Source organism: Rhodoluna sp., from assembly GCF_024639375.1.
GTDB lineage: Bacteria > Actinomycetota > Actinomycetes > Actinomycetales > Microbacteriaceae > Rhodoluna.
Map to the genome: position 1 here is coordinate 1 of NZ_JAHEIM010000001.1, position 20,554 is coordinate 20,554.

Below are 20,554 nucleotides of genomic sequence, written 5' to 3' on the forward strand. Positions count from 1 at the left end.
GCAACTCCGCCACCGGCAACTCCTGGCGCACCAGCGCCGGCAGCCCCGGCCGCGGCCGCTCCAGCAGCGCCTTCGGCCACCCCAGGCATTCCTCGCCCGGGCAACAATCCTTTTGCAGCTTCACAGGGCATGGGCATTCCTCGCCCAGTTAGCCGCCCAGGCAACAACCCATTCGCTTCGGCTCAGGGAATGGGTCGCCCAGGCGCACCTCGCCCTGCAGGTGCCGGCCGCCCAGGTGGCCCAGGTGCCGGTGGCGCAGGTCGCCCAGGTGGTGCCGGCGGTGCTGGTCGTCCAGCAGGCGCTGGTGGCCCAGGTCGTCCGGGTGGTTTCTCTGGTGCTCCGCGTCCCGGTTTTGGTGGCGGTGCTCCAGGTGGTGCTCCAGGTGCGGGTGGCTTTAACCGCCCAGGCGGTGGCCCAGCTGGTGGTCGCGGTCGCGGTGTTGGCGGTGGAACCGCAGGTGCGTTTGGTAAGGGCGGTGCTCGTGGCCAAAGCCGTGCGCGCAAGTCAAAGCGTGCAAAGCGCGAAGAGTTCGAACAGCGCACCAATGCGCCATCACTTGGTGGCGCGATTGTTCCACGCGGTGACGGCAACACAGTTGTGCGTTTGCGTCGCGGTGCCTCAATCCAAGATTTTGCCGACAAGATTGAAACTACTCCTGGTCAGTTGATCACCGTGCTTTTCGCACTTGGTCAAATGGCAACTGCAACCGCATCGCTAGACGAAGAGACTTTCCAGATTCTTGGTGAAGAGCTTGGTTACAAGATCGAAGTTGTTTCACCAGAAGACGAAGAGCGCGAACTGTTCGACAGCTTCGGCCTCGATGTTTCAACAGACTACGACGATGACGAAGAAGATCTAGTTGCCCGCCCTCCAGTAGTTACCGTTATGGGTCACGTTGACCACGGTAAGACTCGCTTGCTTGACAGCATTAGAAACTCAAACGTCATCGCAGGCGAAGCAGGTGGCATCACCCAGCACATTGGTGCCTACCAGGTGCACGTTGAGCACGAAGGCATCGACCGCGCAATTACCTTTATCGATACACCGGGTCACGAGGCGTTTACCGCTATGCGTGCACGTGGTGCACAGGTAACCGACGTTGCGATTCTGGTTGTTGCCGCCGATGACGGTGTGATGCCGCAGACCATTGAAGCGTTGAACCACGCTCAATCGGCCGGTGTACCTATCGTTGTTGCTGTTAACAAGACCGATAAAGAGGGCGCGAACCCATCGAAGATTCGTCAGCAGCTAACCGAGTTCAACTTGCTAGCCGAAGAATACGGCGGTGACGTGATGTTCGTTGACGTTTCTGCGTTGACAGGCAAGGGCATCAAGGAGCTTCTTGACGCTGTGCTTTTGACCGCGGATGCTGCGCTCGACATGCGCGCCAACCCAAACAAAGACGCTCGCGGTGTTGCCATCGAAGCAAACCTAGACAAGGGTCGTGGTTCAGTTGCAACCGTTCTGATTCAGTCAGGAACTTTGCACGTTGGTGACTCAATCGTTGCGGGTGCTGCTCACGGTCGCGTTCGAGCAATGTTCGACGAGAACGGCAACGCGGTTGAGGCTGCTGTGCCTAGCCGCCCTGTTCAGGTTCTTGGTTTGCAGTCAGTGCCTCGCGCTGGTGACACATTTGTGGTTACCGAAGACGAGCGTCAGGCTCGTCAGATTGCCGAGAAGCGTGAAGCTGCCGACCGCAACGCACTGCTTGCTAAGACTCGCAAGCGCGTTAGTCTCGAAGACTTCACCAAGGCTCTTGAAGACGGCAAGGTCGAGTCACTTAACCTCATCATCAAGGGTGACGTTTCTGGTGCTGTTGAAGCACTTGAAGACTCGTTGCTCAAGATCGAAGTTGACGATTCAGTTCAGTTGCGCATCATCCACCGTGGTGTTGGTGCAATTACCGAGTCTGACGTTAACCTTGCAACCGTTGACAGCGCCATCATCATTGGCTTCAACGTTAAGCCAGACAACAAGGCCAAAGAACGTGCCGACCGCGAGGGCGTTGACATTCGTCAGTACTCAGTTATCTATGCAGCTTTGGATGACATCGAGAAGGCCCTTAAGGGAATGCTTAAGCCTGAATACGAAGAGGCGCAGCTTGGAACCGCAGAGGTTCGCGAACTGTTCAAGTCTTCAAAGGTTGGCACCATCGCAGGTTCGATCGTTCGCTCGGGCACCATTAAGCGAAACTCTTCGGCACGCGTTCTTCGCGACGGCAAGGTAATTGTCGACAACGTGAAGATCGAGTCGCTAAAGCGATTCAAGGATGACGCAACCGAAGTTCGCACCGACTTTGAGTGTGGTATCGGACTTGCCGGCTTCAACGAGCTTGAGCTTGGCGACATCATTGAGACATTCGAAATGCGCGAAAAGCCTCGCGTTTAGTTAGACGGAATTAAGTAAATGGTTGATGCTGCACGTGCCCGCAAACTTGCGGAACGCATTAAGGTTTTGGTGGCCGAGGCGCTTGAGCGCGCGGTCAAAGACCCTGACCTCGGTTTTGTAACCATCACCGATGTGAAGGTCACACCAGACCTGCAGCACTCAACCATTTACTTCACTGTTTATGGTTCTAACGAAGACAAAAAGCGCAGCGCCGAAATCATCGAAAAGAACCGCGGAGTAATTCGTCGCGAAGTGGGACACAAGCTAAACATTCGCCTTACTCCAACTGTCACTTTTGTTGCCGACGAAATTCCTGAAACGGCAGCACACATGAACGACTTGCTGGCTGCGGCAAAGGCCCGCGACGAAGAAGTGGCTCGCTTGGCCGCTGAAGCGCAATGGGCTGGCGAAGCTAACCCATACAAAGAGCCAAAACAGCACCACGACGAAGAAGACGAAGACTAAATGCCTTCTGGCCTGGTTCTGATTGATAAACCGATAGGTTTCACCAGTCACGACGTAGTTGCCAAACTGCGCGGCATCGCCGGCACCCGTCGCGTGGGCCACGCCGGCACTCTCGACCCAATGGCCACCGGACTATTGCTAATCGGCATCAACTCGGCCACCAAACTGCTCACTTTTTTAGTTGGCGAAAACAAAACTTACTTGGCAACCATTCGCCTCGGTGCCAGCACCATAACCGATGACAAAGAATCTGAATTTCTAACCGTTGCAAATGCTGCGGATGTCTCCGCCCTAACTGACGATCAGGTTGAAAACGCAATTTCACAGCTGCGTGGCGAGATCATGCAAGTGCCAAGTTCGGTGAGTGCAATCAAAGTTGATGGCCAACGCGCATATGCAAAAGTTCGCGGGGGAGACGAAGTAAAACTCGCAGCCCGCCCAATCACAATTCACAAATTTGAAATTCTTTCGGCCCCGACTCGGGTGACCGAAGGCGGCAATTCTTTTATCGATGTCGAGGTTGTCGTTGATTGTTCGTCGGGCACTTACATTCGCGCACTTGCTCGCGATCTTGGCGAGGTGCTTGGTGTTGGTGGCCACCTAACCGCTCTGCGTCGCACCAAAGTTGGCAGCTACAACATCGAGCAGGCTCAATCGCTAGAAGGCCTCACTCGCGAAACCCTCCAAGTGTTGCCAATCGAGCAGGCAGCCAAGCAGCAATTTGAAGTTCGCAAACTTTCGGCACAAGAGGTAATTGATATTCGTCACGGCAAAAAATTGGCTGTGGAAAACGAGGGTGACCAACCCGTTGCCGCTTTGGATGATTCGGGCAATTTGATTGCCATGCTCACCAAACAAGGTATCTCGGTTAAGTCGCTCGTAGTTTTTGCGGAGGGTAATGATGCTTGATTGGCTTTATTCGGCGCAGGTTGCGATTGCCACATCCGCAGGAGTGTTGTGTTTGATTTTGGGCTTAGCCAAACGCAAACCAAGTCTGATCACGCTGGGTTCTATTGCTCTGGTTGAGCTGGGGTTGCTGGTTCAACTCATCGCCTCAATCGCCATCGTGATTTCGGGGGCCCGAGCCAAAAATGACACCATTGAGTTCTTTGCCTATCTGCTGGTTGCCTTGATGATTCCGGTCGGGGCGGTTTTCTGGGCTTTGATAGAGCGAAACCGCTGGTCAACCGTAGTTTTGGCGGTTGCCGGGCTAACCGTGGCAGTCATGCTGGTTCGAATGCACCAAATTTGGACTGGAATTTACTGAAAAATAGTCCCAAAAACGCCAAGTTGTTCACCTTGCGTTTACCTAGCGACTAGCGAAATTTCACTAGCGCCGAACATTATTGTTGCTATGACTGCCCAAGCACCCGAGAAGATTCCGCCACGCCTCAAACTGGTAGTAAAGCCAACCACTGTTCCAGACAAGATTTTCTTCGGAATCTCTACTGCAGCTGGCTACTCGTCTATCGTGCTTGTTTCGCTGATCTTGTTGTTCTTGATCATTCGCGCCTGGCCGGCCTTCGCTTCGCAAAACATTTTTGACTTCATGTTTGCTGCTGGTTGGGATAACGCAGCTCAGCCACCAATTTTCCACATCGGCGCAATGCTCTGGGGTTCGCTCCTAGTTGCGGGACTCGGAGTTTTGTTTGCAATTCCAATGGCGATCTCAATTGCCTACTTCATTGAATTCATGGCTCCAAAGGCAATTGCAAAAGGCGCAACCGTTTTAGTTGACTTCCTAGCGGCTATTCCTTCGATTGTGCTTGGCCTCTGGGGTTTCACAGTTCTTTCACCAGTGGCTGCCGAATGGGCGGCGATGCTTAATAAGTCCCTGGGCTTCATTCCGATTTTTGCAAACGGTGACGCAAACTTTCAGCGGTCACCATTCATCGCCGGCATCGTAGTTTCGGTGATGATCGTGCCGATCATCGCATCAATTACTCGCGAAATTTTCAGCCAGATGGACCAAGAGCTCATCAAGGGTTCATTGGCTTTGGGTGCTACAAAAGAGAGCACTTTCCGTCGCGTTATCCTGCCAACCGCATCCGGCGGCATCGTGGGTGGTGTTTTGCTTGGTCTTGGCCGTGCCCTAGGTGAGACCGTCGCAATCTTCTACGTGTTGAACGTTATTTACGACGACTTCAACTGGTTCAACATTCTTGAGCCACGCGGTGGTTCGATTGCATCATTGATTTTGGCGAAGTTTGGTGAAGCCACTTCGGATGAAATTCCTGCGCTGATGGCTGCCGGTGTGGTTTTGTTCGTCGTGACTTTGATCATTAGCTCGATTGCTTCTTACATCGTGGCTAAGGCTCAGCCTTGGAGGAAGAACTAATGGCTAACACTATTGACCTAAGCCCAGTCGCTCGTCCTAAAACGGCGACTCCTTGGACTCGCACTTCGCCAGCTCAGAAACTTTCATACGCAGCGGCTGTCGTTGTGCCAGCCGGTCTTTACGCGTTGTACATGGTGCTAACCGGTGCAGATTTGATGTCTGGTTTGTTCACAATCTTCTTGCCACTTCAAATTCTGGTTGGCATGCTTGCTGGAATTTTGACCTACGGCAAGAAGGGCATCATGGATGCACTTCTTTATGTAGTGACAATTTTCTTCTCGGCATTCGTTTTGGTGCTACTGCTTTCAGTGATTTGGTCACTAACTGAGGCGGGGTTGAAGGCAATAAGTCCTCACTTCTTCTATCAAAACAACAACTACGTGCAGGTGAACACCAGTCTTGAATACGGTGGTGTAGGTCACGCAATTCTCGGAACCGTGCTGATCGTTGGAGTTTCGGCTTTGATCACCGTGCCTCTCGCAATTGCAACCGGAGTGTTCCTAACTGAGACTCGCAGCAAGACTCGCGGTGTAATTCGCACTTTGTTGCAGGCTATGTCAGGTTTGCCTTCGGTGGTTGCCGGTTTGTTTGTTTACTCAATGCTTATCGTCACAGGCGTTACACAGTATGCAGGTTGGGCTGGTGCTATCGCCTTGATTCCGTTGATGTTGCCAACCGTGGCTCGAGTTACCGAAGAGGCACTTCGACTTGTGCCAGTAGAGCTTCGCAACGGTGCACTTGCACTTGGCGCACCAGCATGGCGTGCATTCTTGCAGGTGACCTTGCCGGCAGCTCGCACGGGAATTTTGACTGCTGTTTTGCTTGGTCTAGCTCGCGTGATTGGTGAGACTGCTCCACTAATTTTGACAACGCTGCCTGGCAACGGAACCAATTTGAACATCTTTGAGGGCCCGATTGCCACTCTGCCTACCTACATCTACTACTACATCTCGGTTGGTTTCGACACCTCTATCCAACGCGCTTGGGGTGCTGCGCTGGTCATCATGATTTTGGTAGCCATCTTGTTTACTTCAGCTCGTCTAGTTGCTCGTCCAGTCGGTCAATTCCGCAAAAAGGGAAAATAAATGAACACCAACATTAAGAACCACCTAACCTCAGAAGACGTAAACGTCTGGTTCGGCGAGCGTCACGTTCTAAAGAACGTGTCACTGCAGTTTCCAAACCGTCAGGTGACCGCGCTCATTGGCCCGTCTGGTTGTGGCAAGTCAACTTTTATTCGCACGCTAAACCGCATGCACGAGTTGATTCCTTCAGCTGGTTTCGCTGGCAAGGTATTGCTAGATGGCGACGACATTTACGGCGAAAGCGTTGACCCGGTTACCGTGCGCGCAAAAATCGGAATGGTCTTTCAGAAGCCAAACCCGTTCCCAACTATGTCGATTAAAGACAACGTGCTTTCAGGCATGAAACTTTCGGGCACCAAGATCACCAACGGTGAAGAGCTAGTTGAAACTTCTCTTCGTCGCGCATCAATCTGGAACGAAGTTAAAGACCGTCTAGGCGAGCCAGCACTTTCACTTTCAGGTGGTCAGCAGCAGCGTCTTTGCATTGCCCGCGGTTTGGCTATGAGCCCAGAAGTGCTATTGATGGATGAGCCTTGTTCAGCGCTAGACCCAGGCTCAACCCGTCGCATCGAGGAGACCATTCTTGAGCTAAAAGAGCAGATGACCATCGTTATTGTGACTCACAACATGCAGCAAGCACAGCGCGTTGCAGACCAAACTGCTTTCTTCTTGTCTGAAGACGGCAACCCGGGTCACGTTGTTGAGTTTGGCACCACCGACCAAGTGTTCAACATGCCAGTTGATGCGCGCACCAACGACTACGTAAACGGCCACTTCGGTTAAGCAAACGTTAACCTTTGGTTCTTGCGCCGTTCAGGCACTTTGCTAACCAAGTTAACTTGCAAGCCTTTCAATGTAACCAGTCTGAATAGACCCCCAATACAAGGAGAAAAAAATATGAAGCGTTCATTCGCTGGCATCCTAGCTGCTACAGCTTTGGTTGCATCTTTCGCAGTATCGCCTGCTGCAAACGCCGCTGATGTAAGCATCACTGGTTCAGGCTCTTCATACATCAACTCAATGGTTACTACTTGTGCTGCTGCTGCTGATGGCGTAAAGGTTACTTACGCAAAGCCTGGTTCTGGCGCTGGCCGTGCAGCATTCGCTGCTGGCACCGTTGACTTTGGTGGAACCGACTGGGTTTACACCGCAACCGAGGCAAAGCCTTCTGTTAAGTGGACCTACGTTCCAGTAGTTGCTGGCCCAATCGTTGTGACTTACAACGTTCCTGGTCTAAACCTAAAGCTTGACGCTAAGACTCTTTCAGCAATCCTTAAGGGCAAGATCACCACTTGGAACAACGCAGCAATTGCGAAACTAAACAAGGGTGCAGCTCTTCCTTCACAGAACATCACCATCGTTTACCGTGCAGCATCATCAGGTACCACTCAGAACCTAGTTGCGTACCTTCGCGACCTAGTTCCTGGCGACTCTTGGAAAGACTCAGGCACTTACACCACTGCTTCGGGTAACTCAAAGGGCACTGGTGTTCCAACAAACACTGAAATCGTAAACACTGTAAAGAAGACTCCTTACACAATTGGTTACGCAGACCTTGCTGACACCCTAACCGCTGGTGTTCAGGCAGCTGCAATCAAGAACGGTGCAGGCGCTTACGTAAAGCCAACCGTTTCAGCTGCAGCTAAGTTCCTTGCAAAGCAGCCGATGTCTTCAAACGGCGTTGTTCGTTTTGACTACGAAGAAGTTATCAAGGGTGCTTACAACCTTGCTCTAGTTGCTTACGCAGTTGCTCCAACTGCTTCAGGCTCTGACAAGGCTGCTGCAACCAGCACCTGGTTGAAGGCTTTCGTTGGCACCTGTGCGCCAGCAAAGGCTGCTGCACTTGGTTATGTAGCGCTTACTGGCTCTGCTAAGACCACTGCTCTAAAGCTTGCTGCAACCGTAAAGTAATCAGCAAACAGAGTTAAATCAGAAGAGGAGCGCGATCATCCGGTCGCGCTCCTCTACTGTTTCTCTAAAGTCTCAAACCTAAAGGAATCAAAATGCTCGCCAAGTCACTAAAAGTTTCAGCTCTTGCGCTAGGTCTCATGATTGGCTTGACCGCCTGTGACCCGCCAATGCCACCGGAGCTGCTTACCGAACTTGCCGAGCGCAGCGTTACCTGCGTAGACGGACCGGTCACCGTTTCAGTGCCAGAAGGTCTTGTAGACCAGGCAGACACCTGGGCCGCGACTCTTGTTGATGCCTGCCCAGGCACACAGTTCAGTTATGTAGCAGATGGTCAGAAGGCCGACATCGTGCTTTCGGCATCGCAGCCTGCCGCTACCGTGTGCAAGCCTTTCGCTACTGCACCCTTTGCCATCGATGGCACCGCTCTAGTTTTCATGTCTGCTGACTTCACCAACATCAACCTTGATGGGGCTGCAGCCGCCGGCATTTTGACTGGTCAGATTTCAACCTGGGATGACCCAGCTCTTGTAGCCCTAAACCCAGACATTGCACTTCCGTCTACTGCCATCACTCTCGACACCAAGGCTCCAGCACCGCAAATTGCTGCCGCTGAAGCGTGGCTGTCAAATTTGACTAAGACCGAAGTAAAACTTTCAAACTTCACCGTTGATAACTCTGCAACTGGCCAGGATCGCCTCTACAACATGCCTGAAGGCGCTCTGGGCCTCGCAGCATTCTCTGACTCAATGGCTGCCAGCGCTTACATGGCAACCATCATCGCCGGCCCAGATGCAACAGTTGATTTCGTGAACCCAGAATCTGCAACCTTGGCTTCTGCTGCAACTCAGCTAAAGATCACCAAAGATGCAGCCTCGGTAACTGTCGCACTTGACCCAAGCATCAAGGCAACTCCGCCAGCTGGTTCAGACACCGTGCCAAACCCATACCAAGCAATTTTTGCCACCAACATGTACCTATGTGGCAAAGACAACTTAAATGCCCGTGCGCTTGCGCGTTTCTTGCTTCGTCAAGACACTCAGGGAAACGTTGCTGGTGGAACCTCACTGCCGTTGCCTAACAACGTAAAGTTCAAGGCAATCTCGTTGATTGAGACCGGCTTGCCGTCACCAAGCCCTGTTGCCACCGAAGGCAACTAAGCCCCGAATTTTGACACCGGTCGCCAAGGATAGAATCTATCCATGGCGACCGGTTCTTCATCTCTAGGCATTGGCCGCGTTCTTATAGCCGCATATGCAGTGTTGGCTTTTGCCTCTTTTGGTCGAGCCGGATACGAACTCGCTGCAAAATTCAATGAAGCCCCTTTGCCGTATGCGCTTTCGGCATTCTCTGCGGTGGTTTACATCGTTGCCACCTTCGCGCTGGCTCGCCGTGGTTCAACAGCCCGCAAAATTGCTTCGATTGCCGTGAGCATCGAATTGCTCGGTGTTCTCACAATTGGAGCAGCGAGCCTGATTTGGCCAGAGGTATTCACGTTTGACGGCAAGCAGGTTCGCACAGTTTGGTCATTCTTCGGCATCGCCTACGGCTTCGTTCCATTGGTTTTGCCGGTGCTCGGCTTGCTTTGGTTAAGAAAGACGGCAACTAAGTAATGCAACACATCCAAGGCTTAAATAACGTGAACGCTGAGCAGACTGGCAGTGCCGTCACAATCGGCAAGTTTGATGGCATTCATCTTGGGCACCAAAAACTTATTGGTGCCTTGTTAAATGTTGCCCAAGAGCACCAAATCGCCAGCGTCGTGGTCACTTTCGACCGCCACCCAGATGCACTTTTGAATCCGCAGCAATGCAAGCTGCCTCTAGTTGGCGCGGGCCAAAAAATTGCCTTGCTCGAGAACCTTGGCGTTGATCAACTGCTCACTCTCGAGTTTGACCACGCACTAGCTCAGCTGACTCCAGAAGAGTTCGTAGTCAACATTTTGGTGCAGGCGCTCAAAGCCAAAGTTGTTTTGGTGGGAGAGGACTTCAAGTTTGGAGTTCGCGGCAGCGGCGATGTTTCAACCCTGCACGACCTAGGTCAACAATTCGGATTTGAAGTTCGCGTTGTTTCAAGCGCCTTTGTGGGCGATCAAAAAGTTTCAACCACTGCAATTCGCAATGCTTTGGATGAAGGCAATGTCACTGCAGCGGCAGCATTGCTGGGCCGCGTGCACACCACCATCGGTGTAATTGAACACGGACTCAAAATTGGTCGCACAATTGGTTTTCCAACAGCCAACATGGCGCGTGACTGCGAAGGCTATTTGCCCCTAGATGGCGTCTATGCCGGTTGGCTTATTGCCGATGGAGTGCGCTACCCAGCAGCCCACTCAGTTGGCATCAACGAAACTTTTCAAGCAGTGCCGCGATTGGTTGAATCGCATGTGCTCGATCGCAACGACATTGACCTATACGACAAAATCGTGACCCTCGAATATGTCGAGTTCATTCGCCCTGCTGCAAAATTCAATGGCGTGGATGACCTGGTTGCGGAAATTAACCGCGACCTAGACAAGGTTCGCGCGGTTCTGGCCTAGCTCGCCAAGTCTCAGACAACACACAGGTGTTTTGCACCTTGCGCTCAAGTTGCCCTGCGAAATTGTTCTTGTGGCAAAGACCACCAAAACGAATTGAGGCAAAAAATGAGTGAGCAAAACCAAAACTCGCCTTACGAATATGACGCACCTAAGGGTGGCATCAAACGCAAGGCAACCAGCATCGCCGTTCTAGGTGTGTTGGCAGCTGGGGCAATCGTTGGCGGCAGCGCTTGGGCCTCAACTAACACTTCTCCAGATCCTGTGGCTCCGACATCCCAGGTTGTAAGCGCCAGCACAGATGCTGCCACCGACGCAACCGCAACCGATGAAACAACCGAGGGCACTTACACAGTTGATGACCCAACCGTGAGCGTGCCAGTGGTTTCATACTCAGACGACGATGACGCAGACGACCAAGGTGACGATGCCGATGACCAGAGCGTCGACAGCACTCACGACGACACTGAAGCTGACGACTAATAACAGGGGGAACACATGACTAAGAAAACTAAAGCAGAAGAAGTAGTAGAAGGCCCATACGTGGTCGAAGAAGCCAAGGCGAAGCGTGCACTACCTAGTTGGATCAAGTCACGTGCGGCCAAGATTACTGCGGTTTCAGTGGCCGGGGCCTTGTTGCTTGGTGGCGCGTTCGTTGCCGGTGCAGCAGTAGGGCACGAGATCAATGATCCACGTGGTGGTTTTGCTGCTCAGTTCGGCGACCGCGATGGCGATCACGATCGTGGCGTTTTCAACAATGCGCCTCGACCTCCGCATGGCCCAGGTGATGGTGATGGTTTCCAGCCACCGGCAAATCCAACTGCTCCGGATGCGTCTACGACTAATCCGTAATTTGTTTTCTGGCAGTTAGATGTGAGTCTTAGCCCCGGCATGGCGATTGTCGGGGCTTTGGCTTACCATTGGAGCAACCCCAAAAAATCGAGACCCAGACGTTTAGGTTGGATTTTTTGGGAGTTGGTAACTAAATATGGGGATGATCGGTTTCGACAGTGCATGTGTAACTGAATGAAGCGGGTCGTGAATGTAGCGTCAACACGTAAATGTCCGCTGCAAACTATAAGTGCTAAATCATCACGCACTGACTTCGCCCTAGCTGCTTAATAGCGCTTAGCCCGAAGTCCGTTAGACCAGATTTGATTTCGTTCTGGAGCCTAGCGTCATTTAGAAATCTTGCTTCGTAGTTATGCCTTAGGGCTACGTTGGACTTTAACTAGGACTGGGCCCGTCGGTTATGTCGCTTCAAGCTAGCACCGGGGCCGAGTAGAACCTTATTGAAGCTACACCCGTAGAATAGTCAGAAACTCTGTATTGGACGGGGGTTCAATTCCCCCCATCTCCACTCAGGGCAGTGCCGCAAGGCACCGGCTAACGAGTCATCCCATAACAAGCAACCCACCAGTAATGGTGGGTTTTTTGTTTAACTTTCAAGGGCTGCGAACTTTGTGTTTTTGGCAAACATCAAACCTAGAGTTTGTCGGGAAGGTTTAGCGAAGGCTTCAAACTGACCGCATACTTGGCTACTTTTTCGTAGAAATTAGTCGGGGTTAGGCCAAAGTTGTCTTCAAACGCAGTTGCAAAGCTCTTAGTTTTTACGTCCATCATGAACATCTTGATTTGCTTGATGCCAAATTTTGCGACCAACACTTCTGTCGCCACAGCGCCCAGGTAGTAAGAAACCGAACCTAAATTCTTCATTTTCTCTGTTGGAACTGTTCGGGTCATTGAGTCGGTTTGCGCGAAGCAGTTCATGATGTCAGCTTCGGTTGCCGTTTTACAAATGTCTTGTCTGAGATACAAAGACCTGGCGTCAAAGTTGATGAAATAATCCAGCTGATTTGGCATCGATGAGTCTTTGTAGAGTCCAAGGTAGGCGCCGAAAAATGAGCCACCACCATAGGAAAACCACATAGGCAGAACGTTGGGGTTTGAAGCCTGTAAAACGTTTCCAAAGTATTCGTGGGGGGTGGTCTGCAAATTTTGAATGTCTTCATGGTGCTGCCCGATGCACTGAAAAATGATCGGATGATTGTCATCGGTAAGAAAGGCTCGTGCCCCGGTGCATGCGCCAATATCTATACCCTGCTGAATTTTCTTTGAGAAAGATTCAGAAAAACCGCTACAGAAATTTGCTTTGGCGCAAAGCACGGAATCAACACTGTTGACGTCTCCTTCGGCAAAGTAGGTCGCATAAACCTTTTTTGGCTTGAATATGTCGCTCCAGAGGTTTATCGAGTTTTGCAGGGCAGGCACCTGCTGTTTTGCGTATGCCACATCTGCACTAGCGCCAACAATCAGTTCAATTGAGGCATCTGACTTCTGCGAGGCAAAGAGTGTTTTTGTGAATTCGTTCCACGCAGCTTTGCGAACGTTTGTTTTGTTCAGATTGTCCAGGTCTATCACTGTCGCAACTGAGGCCGTTGGCGTTTGTGTTGGCGCAGAGGCCTTTGATTTTGCGTAGGTCCACACCTTCTTTCTATTTTTCAACACACAGGAGTAAGTCTTAGTCGCTACTGTTTTCACAAGCCCGACTTTCGAGCAGACGCTGCCAATTTTTGGTGCTGCTGCCACACCGTCAAGCGTTTGGAGTGTGAGCGCCAAAATAATTACCAGTGCGCCCAGCGATACTTTTGTGAAATTACCCCAAATTTTCATCCCTCTATGCTTGCACCAGATTTGCAAATAGTTCTATGGGTTATGCATTTGTTATTTTGTGGTTGGTTTTCCGAAAGATCCTCAGCGCGGGTGTTAGTGTGAGAAAAAAAGGTAATCATGTCATTCGGTGCAGCAATTAAGAGCTTTTGGGTCAACTACGTAAACTTCACAGGCCGCGCTCGTCGCAGTGAGTTTTGGTTTGCATTCCTTTTCACTTCTTTGGTGAGTGCCGCGATCGGCATCGTTTTTCCTGGCCACGTTGAGCACATGAGTGGCTTCGACATTCAGCAGTCGTCAGCAGCCTCTAATCTTTGGTCTTTGGCTACATTCCTGCCAACCTTGGCAATCACCTGGCGTCGACTTCACGACGTTGACAAATCAGGTGGCTGGTTCTTCTTCGTGTTCTTGCCAATCGTGGGCTGGATTCTGCTCTTGATTCAGTTGGTCAAAGACAGCGTTCCAGGTGCCAACCGATTTGGCGAACCCGTTAAATAACGGGCACACTTAAGGCATGAATTCAACCCCAACCATCGCCGAGTGGCTGGTTAGCTATGGCAACCAAGCATTCGAAGTGGTTGGGGTTCTTGCTTTTGCGCTTTCGGGTCTAATTGAGGCCGCTCGCAAAAAACTCGACCTAGTGGGCATGGCGATGGTTACCGCCCTCGCAGCCTTTGGTGGCGGAACCCTTCGAGATTTGCTGCTCAACCGAAGGCCATTCTTTTGGGTTGAAAACGAATTTTGGCTCTGGGCCATCCTGGGGCTTTGTGCACTTGCCCTGTTTTTCATGCGCGCCCGCCACATTGAACTCACCGAGCGAGCAACTCAATGGCCCGATGCCTTGGGGCTTGGCATCTTCGCCGCCGGCGGCACCCAGATTGCACTTGATGCAAACATGTCACCGCTAATTGCAGTGCTGATGGGTGTGATTACAGCTGTGTTCGGTGGCGTGCTGCGCGATGTAGTGGTGAACGAGATTCCACGTGCGTTTAACGATCACCAGCCATATGCTGTGGTGGCATTTGCTGGGGGCTGGGTCGTGGTTGCGGCTAATGCACTGAACTGGAGTTCATTCTTGGCCGTGGGAATTGGAAGTCTAGCGATTGTGTCGGTGCGCTTGGCAGCAATGATTTTTGGTTGGCGTTTGCCAACCTGGCGCGTTTAGCGCAAAAGCTTTTAGGCTGATTGCTCAACTTCGGCACAAGGTGCCAACTGGGCAACGCGCTGAGGAGTTACACCCAACAACACGGCAATGTCTCGCATGGTTAATCCGCGGTCACGCATGCGACCAACTACATCGCGAATCTCGGCAGAGGCTTCTTCTTGCAGGCGAGTGGCATCGGCCATCTTTTGCTGAGCAGCTTCAATGTCGCAGATGATGCCGGGCATAACTGCCTCAACCTTCACCACGATGTCGCATTTTGACTCACCGGTGAGGTTCTCGGCTAATGCCTTGATTTGCTCGGTGGCCTTGTCTAGGCGTTTGGCCGTGGTGCGAAAGTTATCCAGTTCTGGCACGGCAACAAGCCAACCATCGCCTTGGCGCTCACATAGGGCTTTGATCTCCATGGTGGCTCTTTTCTAAACTTTCGATTAATTCTACCACTTTTGTAAAGGCCTACTTGACTTATTTAGTAAACCCGTGCTTTACTTATCAACTGTAAATCCGATTTCTCGGAAACTCAAGACTAATTCAAAGGAATTTCATGAACATCGTTATCGCAATCGCCGCCCTAGCGGTTTCAGCATTCAGCGCATTTGGCTTCTGGAAAGCTGGCTCATTCAAGTCAAAGGCTTCAAAGGAAGTTCTATTGGGCGCAGGCATGGGCTGGGTTGAGAAGACCCCTCTAGGCACCGTTCGTCTAGTTGCTTGGCTAGAGATCCTTGGCGCAATTGGTGTTGTGCTTGCTCCAATCGGCGCATACGTGACCACCGGTGACTTGTCAGTTGCTTCAAAGTGGATTGGTGTTGCAGCTGCAGCCGGTCTTGCTCTAACCATGCTTGTTGCATTCATCATGCACGCAGCTCGTGGCGAGGCTAAGTACACCTGGAAGATCAACACCCAGATGTTCCTAACCGCAGTTGTTGCTGGCGTGCTTCAGGCATTCGTAACTCTGCCAGTGCTTGGCTAAGGTCTAAAGCTTTTCAAAACCAGCCCTGTTTGCTGCTCGATTGAGAGTGGCCAGCAGGGCTGGTGCCGTTACCAAGATCAAAACACTCGTAGTGATTGCTCGACCAAGATCCCAAATCAACCCACCGGTGAGTAGTTCGTAATTAATAAACCTCAGGATGTTCGCGCCCACACCTTCGCCGGCTGCGTATGAGACTGAGCTGCCGATGCCAGCCAAGAATGGCCAGTTCCACATCGTCATTAATCCGCCGTAAATAAAACTCGAAATTGTTGCGTAGCCAATCAATGCGGTGAGCAGCAACCAGCGACGTTTTGGTTTGGGAATGAAGCCGGCGCCAAGACCAATTAATCCGGCAGCCATCATTTGAAATGGCAACCATGGGCCAACGCCACCACTGAGCAGTGCGCTCACGAGCAACGAAGTTGTGCCAAGCAAAAAGCCGAAGCCACTGCCAAAAACAGATGCGCTGATGATGATGATGAAAAACGCCGTTTCAACACCGGCGGTGCCAGCGCCCAGCATTCGCACCACCGCGTTAAGCGCCGTGAGCACTCCCAAAATTGCCAGGTGCCTTGAGTCAATTCCGCCGGTGGCAAACTCCACCAATATCAAAACCAAAATCATCGGCATCAGCAAAATAAAAGCTGTTTGGGCAACCACGGCTTCGTTGGCTGCCGTCGAGCCAATAAACAAAGGCCAGGTAAACATCAAAAGCGAGGTTAGGCCAGCGGCACCAATGATCACTTTGGATAGTGCAGATGTTTTCATGACAGCACCACCTGAGCGACGGTGAGTAATCCTGGTTGATTGCAAATCTGAGCCACCTGGGTTGCCAGATCAGATTCTGCGCCGAGAGCAATTTCGGTTTTGCCGCTGAACACCATTTGGCCTGCTGCCAACTGAATAACCTCATCGGCAACAAGTGCCACAAACTCAACATCGTGAGAGGCCAGCACAATGCATTTGCCCATCTGGCGAAGTTTGATTAACTGGTCGGCGAGCTGTTGCTTGGCCGCGTAATCGAGACCGCGAGTGGGTTCGTCGAGCAACAAAATCTTGGCGCCTTTAACTAGTTGAATGGCCAGCACCAAAGCCAACTGTTGACCAGAAGAAAGATCACGCGGGTGAATTGCTGGGTCGATGCGGCCGGCAAGTTTTTCAAAAAGCGAAGCAGTGGTGGCGGGGGATACCTTGGCGAACCGGTCTGATTCTTCAAGCTCCAGGGCGAGTGAATTTAGAAACAGCAGGTCTGATGCTTTTTGCGGCACCATGGCCACCACGGATAGGCGCTCATCCGTTGGCATTGATGCGCAGTCGCCCCAAGGTGTAATTGCGGTGCCGGTGGAGCGCAGCCCTGAACCCTGAAGGGCCCAAAGCAAGCTGGTTTTGCCTGAGCCGTTAGGCCCCATGATTGCAGTGATTTGCGCTTGGTTCACGGTTGCAGTGAATGGTTGCAGGGCAATCTCGTCTTGGTAGCGAACCGACAGCTCATTGATCTTGAGTGCCCAGTCCTTGGCTGCATTCTCGGCAATCGGAAGCCGCGGTCTAATTTCAAAAAGACGCTCACCGATTCCATTGCGAGCTTCGGCGGCAGTAGTTGCCAGTGGCAGCAGTTCAAGTTTTTGACTCAACTCAATTACCGGAGGAACCATTCGGTAGTCGTTGAATTGTTCGCGGGCTGCGCCCTTAGTTACCGAGCCATCGCCGTGCACCACAATTACTGAGTCAACTTGCTCAACAACGCGCTCGATGCGGTGTTCAGCTAACAACACGGTGATGCCCAGTTCACTCGAGAGTCGCTTGAGTGTTTTCACAATTTCTAACGCAGCCTGCGGGTCAAGTGCCGAGGTTGGCTCATCAAGCAACAAAACTTTTTGTCCTGCGGCGAGTGCTGCAGCTATTGCAACACGTTGTTGTTGGCCCCCGGATAAAAATCCGAGTGGTTGGTGCAGAAGTTTCTCGATGCCCAGTTGAGCAGCAATCTGCTCAATGCGAACTCGCATCTCGGCAGGTGCAACTCCAAGTTGCTCAAGCCCGTAGGCAAGTTCATCAATCACAGTGTCAGCAACGAATGCCGACTCGGGCTGTTGATTTACAAATCCGATTTTGTCGGAGAGCTCATGTGGCAACTTGCTGGCAATCTCAATTTCATCCAGCTTGATGCTGCCCTTGAATTTGCCACCGGTGAAGTGTGGAGCTAATCCGTTGATGACCTTGAGCAAAGTTGACTTTCCTGAGCCAGTAGGCCCGCAAACCAAAACAAATTCACCTGATTCAATTTGCAGGTTTACACGATTTAGGTTTGGCGAATCGCTGGCCTTATAACTAAAAGAAACATCCGCGATTTTTATCAAGGCAACCACCAATGCATGATTGCGCCAAAAATTGCCACTCCGCCGAATGCCATCACGGCAAAGTCCTGTGACTGCCAGTTGGCTTTGATCAATCGGGTTCGGTTGCTCTTGCGTGAGGTGATGCGCACGGCGATTGCGGCAAAGGCTACGGCCAACAAACCCAGGGCCAGTGCCAAGAGTTGCAACTGGCCATTGACTAAAAACAGGTAAATCGCCATTGAGGTTGCTAGCAGCGACCCAAGGCTCATCAGGCGAGCTAGTGTTTGCTCAAACCGCGACATGGTTCCGCGTCTGCCAAATCCTCGCGCATCCATGCTGGCGGCCAATGCAAGTGAATGGTCAATGGTGTCTTCAAGCACTGGAATAACCGTGCCGGCCAAGGCACCAAGGCCTTTGCTGCGACCGCGCAAAGACCTGGCTCGGCGCACTCGTTGCAAACTCTCGATTAACTGTGGCGCTAGGTTGATGGCCACCGAAATGGCACTTGCGATTTCATAAAGAGCAGCCGGCGTTGATTTTAAAAGTTTGCGAGGGTTAGCCAGAGTGTTGGCAAGACCAATGCTCAAAATGATTGCCGAAAGTCTCAGGCCATCTGCGAATGCTGCACCAAGTGAAGCGGCAGAAACGTTGCCGAGCATTGAAATTGAACCACCGAGACCGAGATTGATTTCAAGGGCAGGCAGCTGCAGCAAGGTGTCGTCAGCAGGTGCCGAGTAATTAAAAACAATTCGAAAGGCAACGCGGGTTAGCAAGATGAAAGCGGAGAGGCCCAAATAAAACTTCAGCGATTGTGACCAAGGAGCTGGTTCGCGCGCAATCAGAATAACTGCGACACAAAATGCGATTGTGCTGATCAAGATAAGTGGGTTGGATGTCATGCCGCTAGCGAATGCAAGACAAATGCCCAGCACCCACCAGGTTGCCGGCTCAAAGTTAGATGCCTTAAGCGCAGCCACGAGTCTTCGGCTCAAATCTTGGCAGCACGTCGTTTGAGCTTTGGTTAGGTGCAACCCACACCCATGCTTCGTAGCCACCGCAAACCACCGAGTGGCCGGCTGCACCAATTGGGCTTAAGAGCCATCCGGGGCCTAGGTTTGGGTTAGTCACAAAATAGGCCCAGTTGCCCTCGGCGTAGGTTGGCGTATCTTGGCAGTCTTGTTCGGCAACGCTTGGCCAACCTTCGATGCGACAGACGAACGCACTTGGGTTATCGCCAGTGCCTTCAACCTTTAAGTCGGCCGCTTCAAATAATTGCCAGCTCTTTGCAGTTGCGTCAACCGCAACATCGTTGCGAACCATGACTTCGCGATTCGAATCTTTGCCAAAGTCAATCACCAGAGTGACGTGGCTCTCGCTGGAAGAGTTGTAAACCTTGCTGGGCGTTTGCGCGGGTTCGCCTGCAGAAAGCGTGCAGCCACTTAAGCCAATTGCCGAAATGGCAATCAGCGCAACGGCAGCTTTCTGCAGGCGATTACGCATTAGTTTTTCTTGATCAGATCTAGGTAGCTCAAACCAATCAGTGGCACATAGCCCTGAGAGGTTGAGTAAACATCACCTAGGCCAGCTGACCATGAGGTTTTGAAACCACCGGTTGGCGCAAGCTTTGACTGCAGCCAAGCCGAGTAAGCGGTGATTTTCGCTCCAGCTGCCTTTAGGCCCATCGCCGCATAGGCAGTTGAGTTGATCGATGCTTCACCGTAGGCATCCCAGTGATTGTTTGCAACATCGGTTGAACGCAGGTAGGCCACAGCAGTCTTGGTTGCGGCTAGACGAAGAGCATCTTGGTCTTTGCTGCCGAAGGTCTTGTAGAGCGAAATAGCCTGCAGGGCCAAGCCGGTTGCATCTGCAGAGCTGTCAGTGCCACCAGAGCCAAATCCACCATCAGCATGTTGTTGCTTCAGCATCTGCAAAACAACTTTGTTGGCCAATGACTTTTCGTCGTAGCTGTTCAAGCCGAGCGATGCCCATGCGTAATCGATTGATCCAGCCGCAACTCCGGTGATCTCACCGGTGGTCGCGTTGGTAACTGCCTTGAGTTTCTTGAAAACCATTGCGCGAACTGCGTTGTTTGGCACATCAAGTGCTTCGCTAGCGAACAGGAACAAACCTGCGCGACCAACTTTAAGAGTGCCATCGGCGTTGGTTAGAAAACCAGGAGCCGCTTTGTTTCCAATTGCATTCAGGCTGCTGGCCAAAACATTTTGAACCGCAGGTAGCTGTTTGGTAAGTGAGCGACCGCCAGCTTTTAGCTGAATCATCGACTCGAGGGTTACGCCCCACTCGGTTTTTCCATAAAGATCTACCTTCTTGCCGTCGGTGCCAAATGCACCAGCCAAGAAAGTAACTGTCTCAGGGAATTTAGTTTCCGCTGCTTGCGCTGCAAGGGGAATTGATAGTGCCAGTGTTGTGATTGCTGTGATTGCCGCTAATTTGCGCAACCCAGATTTAGCTTCGAACATTCGAAACCTTTCGCTTCATGCGATCTGAGTGCGAAGGCGAAAGGTTTGACACCATTCGACTCCGACCGTAGACCTCGACGGTAAATATGGAGTCAATTGTTTTTTGCAGGCATTCCGACTGTTGAAGCGAACTTCAAATCACGGTTGCGGGTCAGCGCCAGATTCTCACTGGCTTCCCCTGCTCAAAACAAAAGCTGTTGCCCATGAGGGCAACTCGAT

23 protein-coding genes, 1 other RNA gene and 1 riboswitch are annotated in these 20,554 nt (G+C 51.8%); of the genes, 17 read left to right on the top strand and 7 right to left on the bottom strand.

Features of this window, described 5'->3' with window-relative positions:
* The 14 genes from infB to ssrA form a co-directional block, all read left to right on the top strand.
* Nucleotides 1–2,388 (top strand): translation initiation factor IF-2 (gene infB, locus Q0L28_RS00005; RefSeq protein ID WP_296629821.1); only part of this gene is annotated, 2,388 nt, incomplete at its 5' end.
* Between the two features lie 18 nt (nucleotides 2,389–2,406).
* Entirely contained in the window at nucleotides 2,407–2,853 is a 447-nt protein-coding gene (gene rbfA, locus Q0L28_RS00010) for a 30S ribosome-binding factor RbfA (protein WP_296629824.1), read from the top strand.
* Nucleotides 2,854–3,762, top strand: coding sequence for a tRNA pseudouridine(55) synthase TruB (truB, locus tag Q0L28_RS00015; protein WP_296629827.1), 909 nt, complete (start codon nucleotides 2,854–2,856; stop codon nucleotides 3,760–3,762).
* Nucleotides 3,752–4,120: a hypothetical protein gene (locus tag Q0L28_RS00020; RefSeq protein WP_296629830.1), complete on the top strand. Its 369-nt coding sequence runs from the start codon at nucleotides 3,752–3,754 to the stop codon at nucleotides 4,118–4,120. The genes truB and Q0L28_RS00020 overlap by 11 nt, the downstream gene beginning before the upstream one ends.
* Nucleotides 4,121–4,207: 87 nt before the next feature.
* On the top strand, nucleotides 4,208–5,191 hold the full coding sequence (gene pstC, locus Q0L28_RS00025; protein WP_296629833.1) for a phosphate ABC transporter permease subunit PstC: 984 nt from the start codon (nucleotides 4,208–4,210) through the stop codon (nucleotides 5,189–5,191).
* Entirely contained in the window at nucleotides 5,191–6,276 is a 1,086-nt protein-coding gene (gene pstA, locus Q0L28_RS00030) for a phosphate ABC transporter permease PstA (protein WP_296629836.1), read from the top strand. The genes pstC and pstA overlap by 1 nt, the downstream gene beginning before the upstream one ends.
* Entirely contained in the window at nucleotides 6,277–7,059 is a 783-nt protein-coding gene (gene pstB, locus Q0L28_RS00035) for a phosphate ABC transporter ATP-binding protein PstB (protein WP_296629839.1), read from the top strand.
* A gap of 114 nt (nucleotides 7,060–7,173) precedes the next feature.
* Entirely contained in the window at nucleotides 7,174–8,187 is a 1,014-nt protein-coding gene (locus Q0L28_RS00040; RefSeq protein WP_296629842.1) for a substrate-binding domain-containing protein, read from the top strand.
* 92 nt (nucleotides 8,188–8,279) lie between these two features.
* Nucleotides 8,280–9,344 carry a substrate-binding domain-containing protein gene (locus tag Q0L28_RS00045; RefSeq protein WP_296629845.1) on the top strand — a complete coding sequence of 355 codons (1,065 nt, stop codon included), beginning with the start codon at nucleotides 8,280–8,282 and terminating at the stop codon, nucleotides 9,342–9,344.
* Nucleotides 9,345–9,386: 42 nt separating this feature from the next.
* Nucleotides 9,387–9,797, top strand: coding sequence for a hypothetical protein (locus Q0L28_RS00050; RefSeq protein ID WP_296629847.1), 411 nt, complete (start codon nucleotides 9,387–9,389; stop codon nucleotides 9,795–9,797).
* On the top strand, nucleotides 9,797–10,723 hold the full coding sequence (locus Q0L28_RS00055) for a bifunctional riboflavin kinase/FAD synthetase (protein WP_296629850.1): 927 nt from the start codon (nucleotides 9,797–9,799) through the stop codon (nucleotides 10,721–10,723). Before Q0L28_RS00050 ends, Q0L28_RS00055 begins: the two co-directional genes overlap by 1 nt.
* A 105-nt stretch (nucleotides 10,724–10,828) precedes the next feature.
* Nucleotides 10,829–11,203, top strand: coding sequence for a hypothetical protein (locus Q0L28_RS00060; RefSeq protein WP_296629852.1), 375 nt, complete (start codon nucleotides 10,829–10,831; stop codon nucleotides 11,201–11,203).
* A 15-nt stretch (nucleotides 11,204–11,218) separates the two neighbouring features.
* The gene (locus Q0L28_RS00065; protein ID WP_296629855.1) at nucleotides 11,219–11,572 is read left to right on the top strand and encodes a hypothetical protein; all 354 of its coding nucleotides are present in this window, start codon (nucleotides 11,219–11,221) and stop codon (nucleotides 11,570–11,572) included.
* Nucleotides 11,573–11,710: 138 nt separating this feature from the next.
* Nucleotides 11,711–12,083: a transfer-messenger RNA gene (ssrA, locus tag Q0L28_RS00070) on the top strand.
* A gap of 122 nt (nucleotides 12,084–12,205) precedes the next feature.
* Here the strand turns inward: ssrA and Q0L28_RS00075 are convergent.
* Nucleotides 12,206–13,309: a hypothetical protein gene (locus tag Q0L28_RS00075; protein WP_296629858.1), complete on the bottom strand. Its 1,104-nt coding sequence runs from the start codon at nucleotides 13,307–13,309 to the stop codon at nucleotides 12,206–12,208.
* Nucleotides 13,310–13,510: 201 nt separating this feature from the next.
* Here Q0L28_RS00075 and Q0L28_RS00080 point away from each other — a divergent pair, with 201 nt between their 5' ends.
* Together Q0L28_RS00080 and Q0L28_RS00085 are read left to right on the top strand one after the other, a co-directional pair.
* Complete coding sequence (locus Q0L28_RS00080) at nucleotides 13,511–13,888, top strand: DUF805 domain-containing protein (protein ID WP_296629861.1); 378 nt, start codon at nucleotides 13,511–13,513, stop codon at nucleotides 13,886–13,888.
* Between the two features lie 16 nt (nucleotides 13,889–13,904).
* The gene (locus Q0L28_RS00085; RefSeq protein ID WP_296629864.1) at nucleotides 13,905–14,555 is read left to right on the top strand and encodes a trimeric intracellular cation channel family protein; all 651 of its coding nucleotides are present in this window, start codon (nucleotides 13,905–13,907) and stop codon (nucleotides 14,553–14,555) included.
* Between the two features lie 11 nt (nucleotides 14,556–14,566).
* Here Q0L28_RS00085 and Q0L28_RS00090 read toward each other — a convergent pair whose 3' ends face one another.
* Nucleotides 14,567–14,959 (bottom strand): hypothetical protein, encoded by a 393-nt coding sequence (locus tag Q0L28_RS00090; protein ID WP_296629867.1) that lies wholly within the window; start codon nucleotides 14,957–14,959, stop codon nucleotides 14,567–14,569.
* Between the two features lie 137 nt (nucleotides 14,960–15,096).
* Between Q0L28_RS00090 and Q0L28_RS00095 the strand changes: the two genes are divergently transcribed.
* A complete protein-coding gene (locus Q0L28_RS00095; RefSeq protein WP_296629870.1) occupies nucleotides 15,097–15,522 on the top strand; it encodes a DoxX family protein in 426 nt (141 codons plus the stop codon).
* Between the two features lie 3 nt (nucleotides 15,523–15,525).
* Here the strand turns inward: Q0L28_RS00095 and Q0L28_RS00100 are convergent, their stop codons facing one another.
* From Q0L28_RS00100 to Q0L28_RS00120, 5 genes are read right to left on the bottom strand one after another with little or no spacing between them, the layout of a single operon-like run.
* Nucleotides 15,526–16,290, bottom strand: coding sequence for an ECF transporter S component (locus Q0L28_RS00100; RefSeq protein WP_296629873.1), 765 nt, complete (start codon nucleotides 16,288–16,290; stop codon nucleotides 15,526–15,528).
* Complete coding sequence (locus tag Q0L28_RS00105; protein WP_296629877.1) at nucleotides 16,287–17,876, bottom strand: ABC transporter ATP-binding protein; 1,590 nt, start codon at nucleotides 17,874–17,876, stop codon at nucleotides 16,287–16,289. Before Q0L28_RS00105 ends, Q0L28_RS00100 begins: the two co-directional genes overlap by 4 nt.
* Nucleotides 17,873–18,832, bottom strand: coding sequence for an energy-coupling factor transporter transmembrane component T (locus Q0L28_RS00110; RefSeq protein WP_296629879.1), 960 nt, complete (start codon nucleotides 18,830–18,832; stop codon nucleotides 17,873–17,875). Before Q0L28_RS00110 ends, Q0L28_RS00105 begins: the two co-directional genes overlap by 4 nt.
* The gene (locus Q0L28_RS00115) at nucleotides 18,819–19,355 is read right to left on the bottom strand and encodes a cobalamin biosynthesis protein (protein ID WP_296629881.1); all 537 of its coding nucleotides are present in this window, start codon (nucleotides 19,353–19,355) and stop codon (nucleotides 18,819–18,821) included. The genes Q0L28_RS00110 and Q0L28_RS00115 overlap by 14 nt, the downstream gene beginning before the upstream one ends.
* A complete protein-coding gene (locus tag Q0L28_RS00120) occupies nucleotides 19,355–20,335 on the bottom strand; it encodes a hypothetical protein (RefSeq protein ID WP_296629886.1) in 981 nt (326 codons plus the stop codon). The genes Q0L28_RS00115 and Q0L28_RS00120 overlap by 1 nt, the downstream gene beginning before the upstream one ends.
* Nucleotides 20,336–20,421: 86 nt before the next feature.
* Nucleotides 20,422–20,543, bottom strand: a riboswitch (cobalamin riboswitch).
* Nucleotides 20,544–20,554 lie beyond the last annotated feature (11 nt).

What these genes read in the sequence shown, in the direction of transcription:
- rbfA (WP_296629824.1), top strand. Translation starts at nt 2,407, where the DNA reads ATGGTTGATGCTGCACGTGCCCGCAAACTTGCGGAACGCATTAAGGTT.
- truB (WP_296629827.1), top strand. Translation starts at nt 2,854, where the DNA reads ATGCCTTCTGGCCTGGTTCTGATTGATAAACCGATAGGTTTCACCAGT.
- Q0L28_RS00020 (WP_296629830.1), top strand. Translation starts at nt 3,752, where the DNA reads ATGATGCTTGATTGGCTTTATTCGGCGCAGGTTGCGATTGCCACATCC.
- pstC (WP_296629833.1), top strand. Translation starts at nt 4,208, where the DNA reads ATGACTGCCCAAGCACCCGAGAAGATTCCGCCACGCCTCAAACTGGTA.
- pstA (WP_296629836.1), top strand. Translation starts at nt 5,191, where the DNA reads ATGGCTAACACTATTGACCTAAGCCCAGTCGCTCGTCCTAAAACGGCG.
- pstB (WP_296629839.1), top strand. Translation starts at nt 6,277, where the DNA reads ATGAACACCAACATTAAGAACCACCTAACCTCAGAAGACGTAAACGTC.
- Q0L28_RS00040 (WP_296629842.1), top strand. Translation starts at nt 7,174, where the DNA reads ATGAAGCGTTCATTCGCTGGCATCCTAGCTGCTACAGCTTTGGTTGCA.
- Q0L28_RS00045 (WP_296629845.1), top strand. Translation starts at nt 8,280, where the DNA reads ATGCTCGCCAAGTCACTAAAAGTTTCAGCTCTTGCGCTAGGTCTCATG.
- Q0L28_RS00050 (WP_296629847.1), top strand. Translation starts at nt 9,387, where the DNA reads ATGGCGACCGGTTCTTCATCTCTAGGCATTGGCCGCGTTCTTATAGCC.
- Q0L28_RS00055 (WP_296629850.1), top strand. Translation starts at nt 9,797, where the DNA reads ATGCAACACATCCAAGGCTTAAATAACGTGAACGCTGAGCAGACTGGC.
- Q0L28_RS00060 (WP_296629852.1), top strand. Translation starts at nt 10,829, where the DNA reads ATGAGTGAGCAAAACCAAAACTCGCCTTACGAATATGACGCACCTAAG.
- Q0L28_RS00065 (WP_296629855.1), top strand. Translation starts at nt 11,219, where the DNA reads ATGACTAAGAAAACTAAAGCAGAAGAAGTAGTAGAAGGCCCATACGTG.
- Q0L28_RS00080 (WP_296629861.1), top strand. Translation starts at nt 13,511, where the DNA reads ATGTCATTCGGTGCAGCAATTAAGAGCTTTTGGGTCAACTACGTAAAC.
- Q0L28_RS00085 (WP_296629864.1), top strand. Translation starts at nt 13,905, where the DNA reads ATGAATTCAACCCCAACCATCGCCGAGTGGCTGGTTAGCTATGGCAAC.
- Q0L28_RS00090 (WP_296629867.1), bottom strand. Translation starts at nt 14,959, where the DNA reads ATGGAGATCAAAGCCCTATGTGAGCGCCAAGGCGATGGTTGGCTTGTT.
- Q0L28_RS00095 (WP_296629870.1), top strand. Translation starts at nt 15,097, where the DNA reads ATGAACATCGTTATCGCAATCGCCGCCCTAGCGGTTTCAGCATTCAGC.
- Q0L28_RS00100 (WP_296629873.1), bottom strand. Translation starts at nt 16,290, where the DNA reads ATGAAAACATCTGCACTATCCAAAGTGATCATTGGTGCCGCTGGCCTA.
- Q0L28_RS00115 (WP_296629881.1), bottom strand. Translation starts at nt 19,355, where the DNA reads ATGCGTAATCGCCTGCAGAAAGCTGCCGTTGCGCTGATTGCCATTTCG.
- Q0L28_RS00120 (WP_296629886.1), bottom strand. Translation starts at nt 20,335, where the DNA reads ATGTTCGAAGCTAAATCTGGGTTGCGCAAATTAGCGGCAATCACAGCA.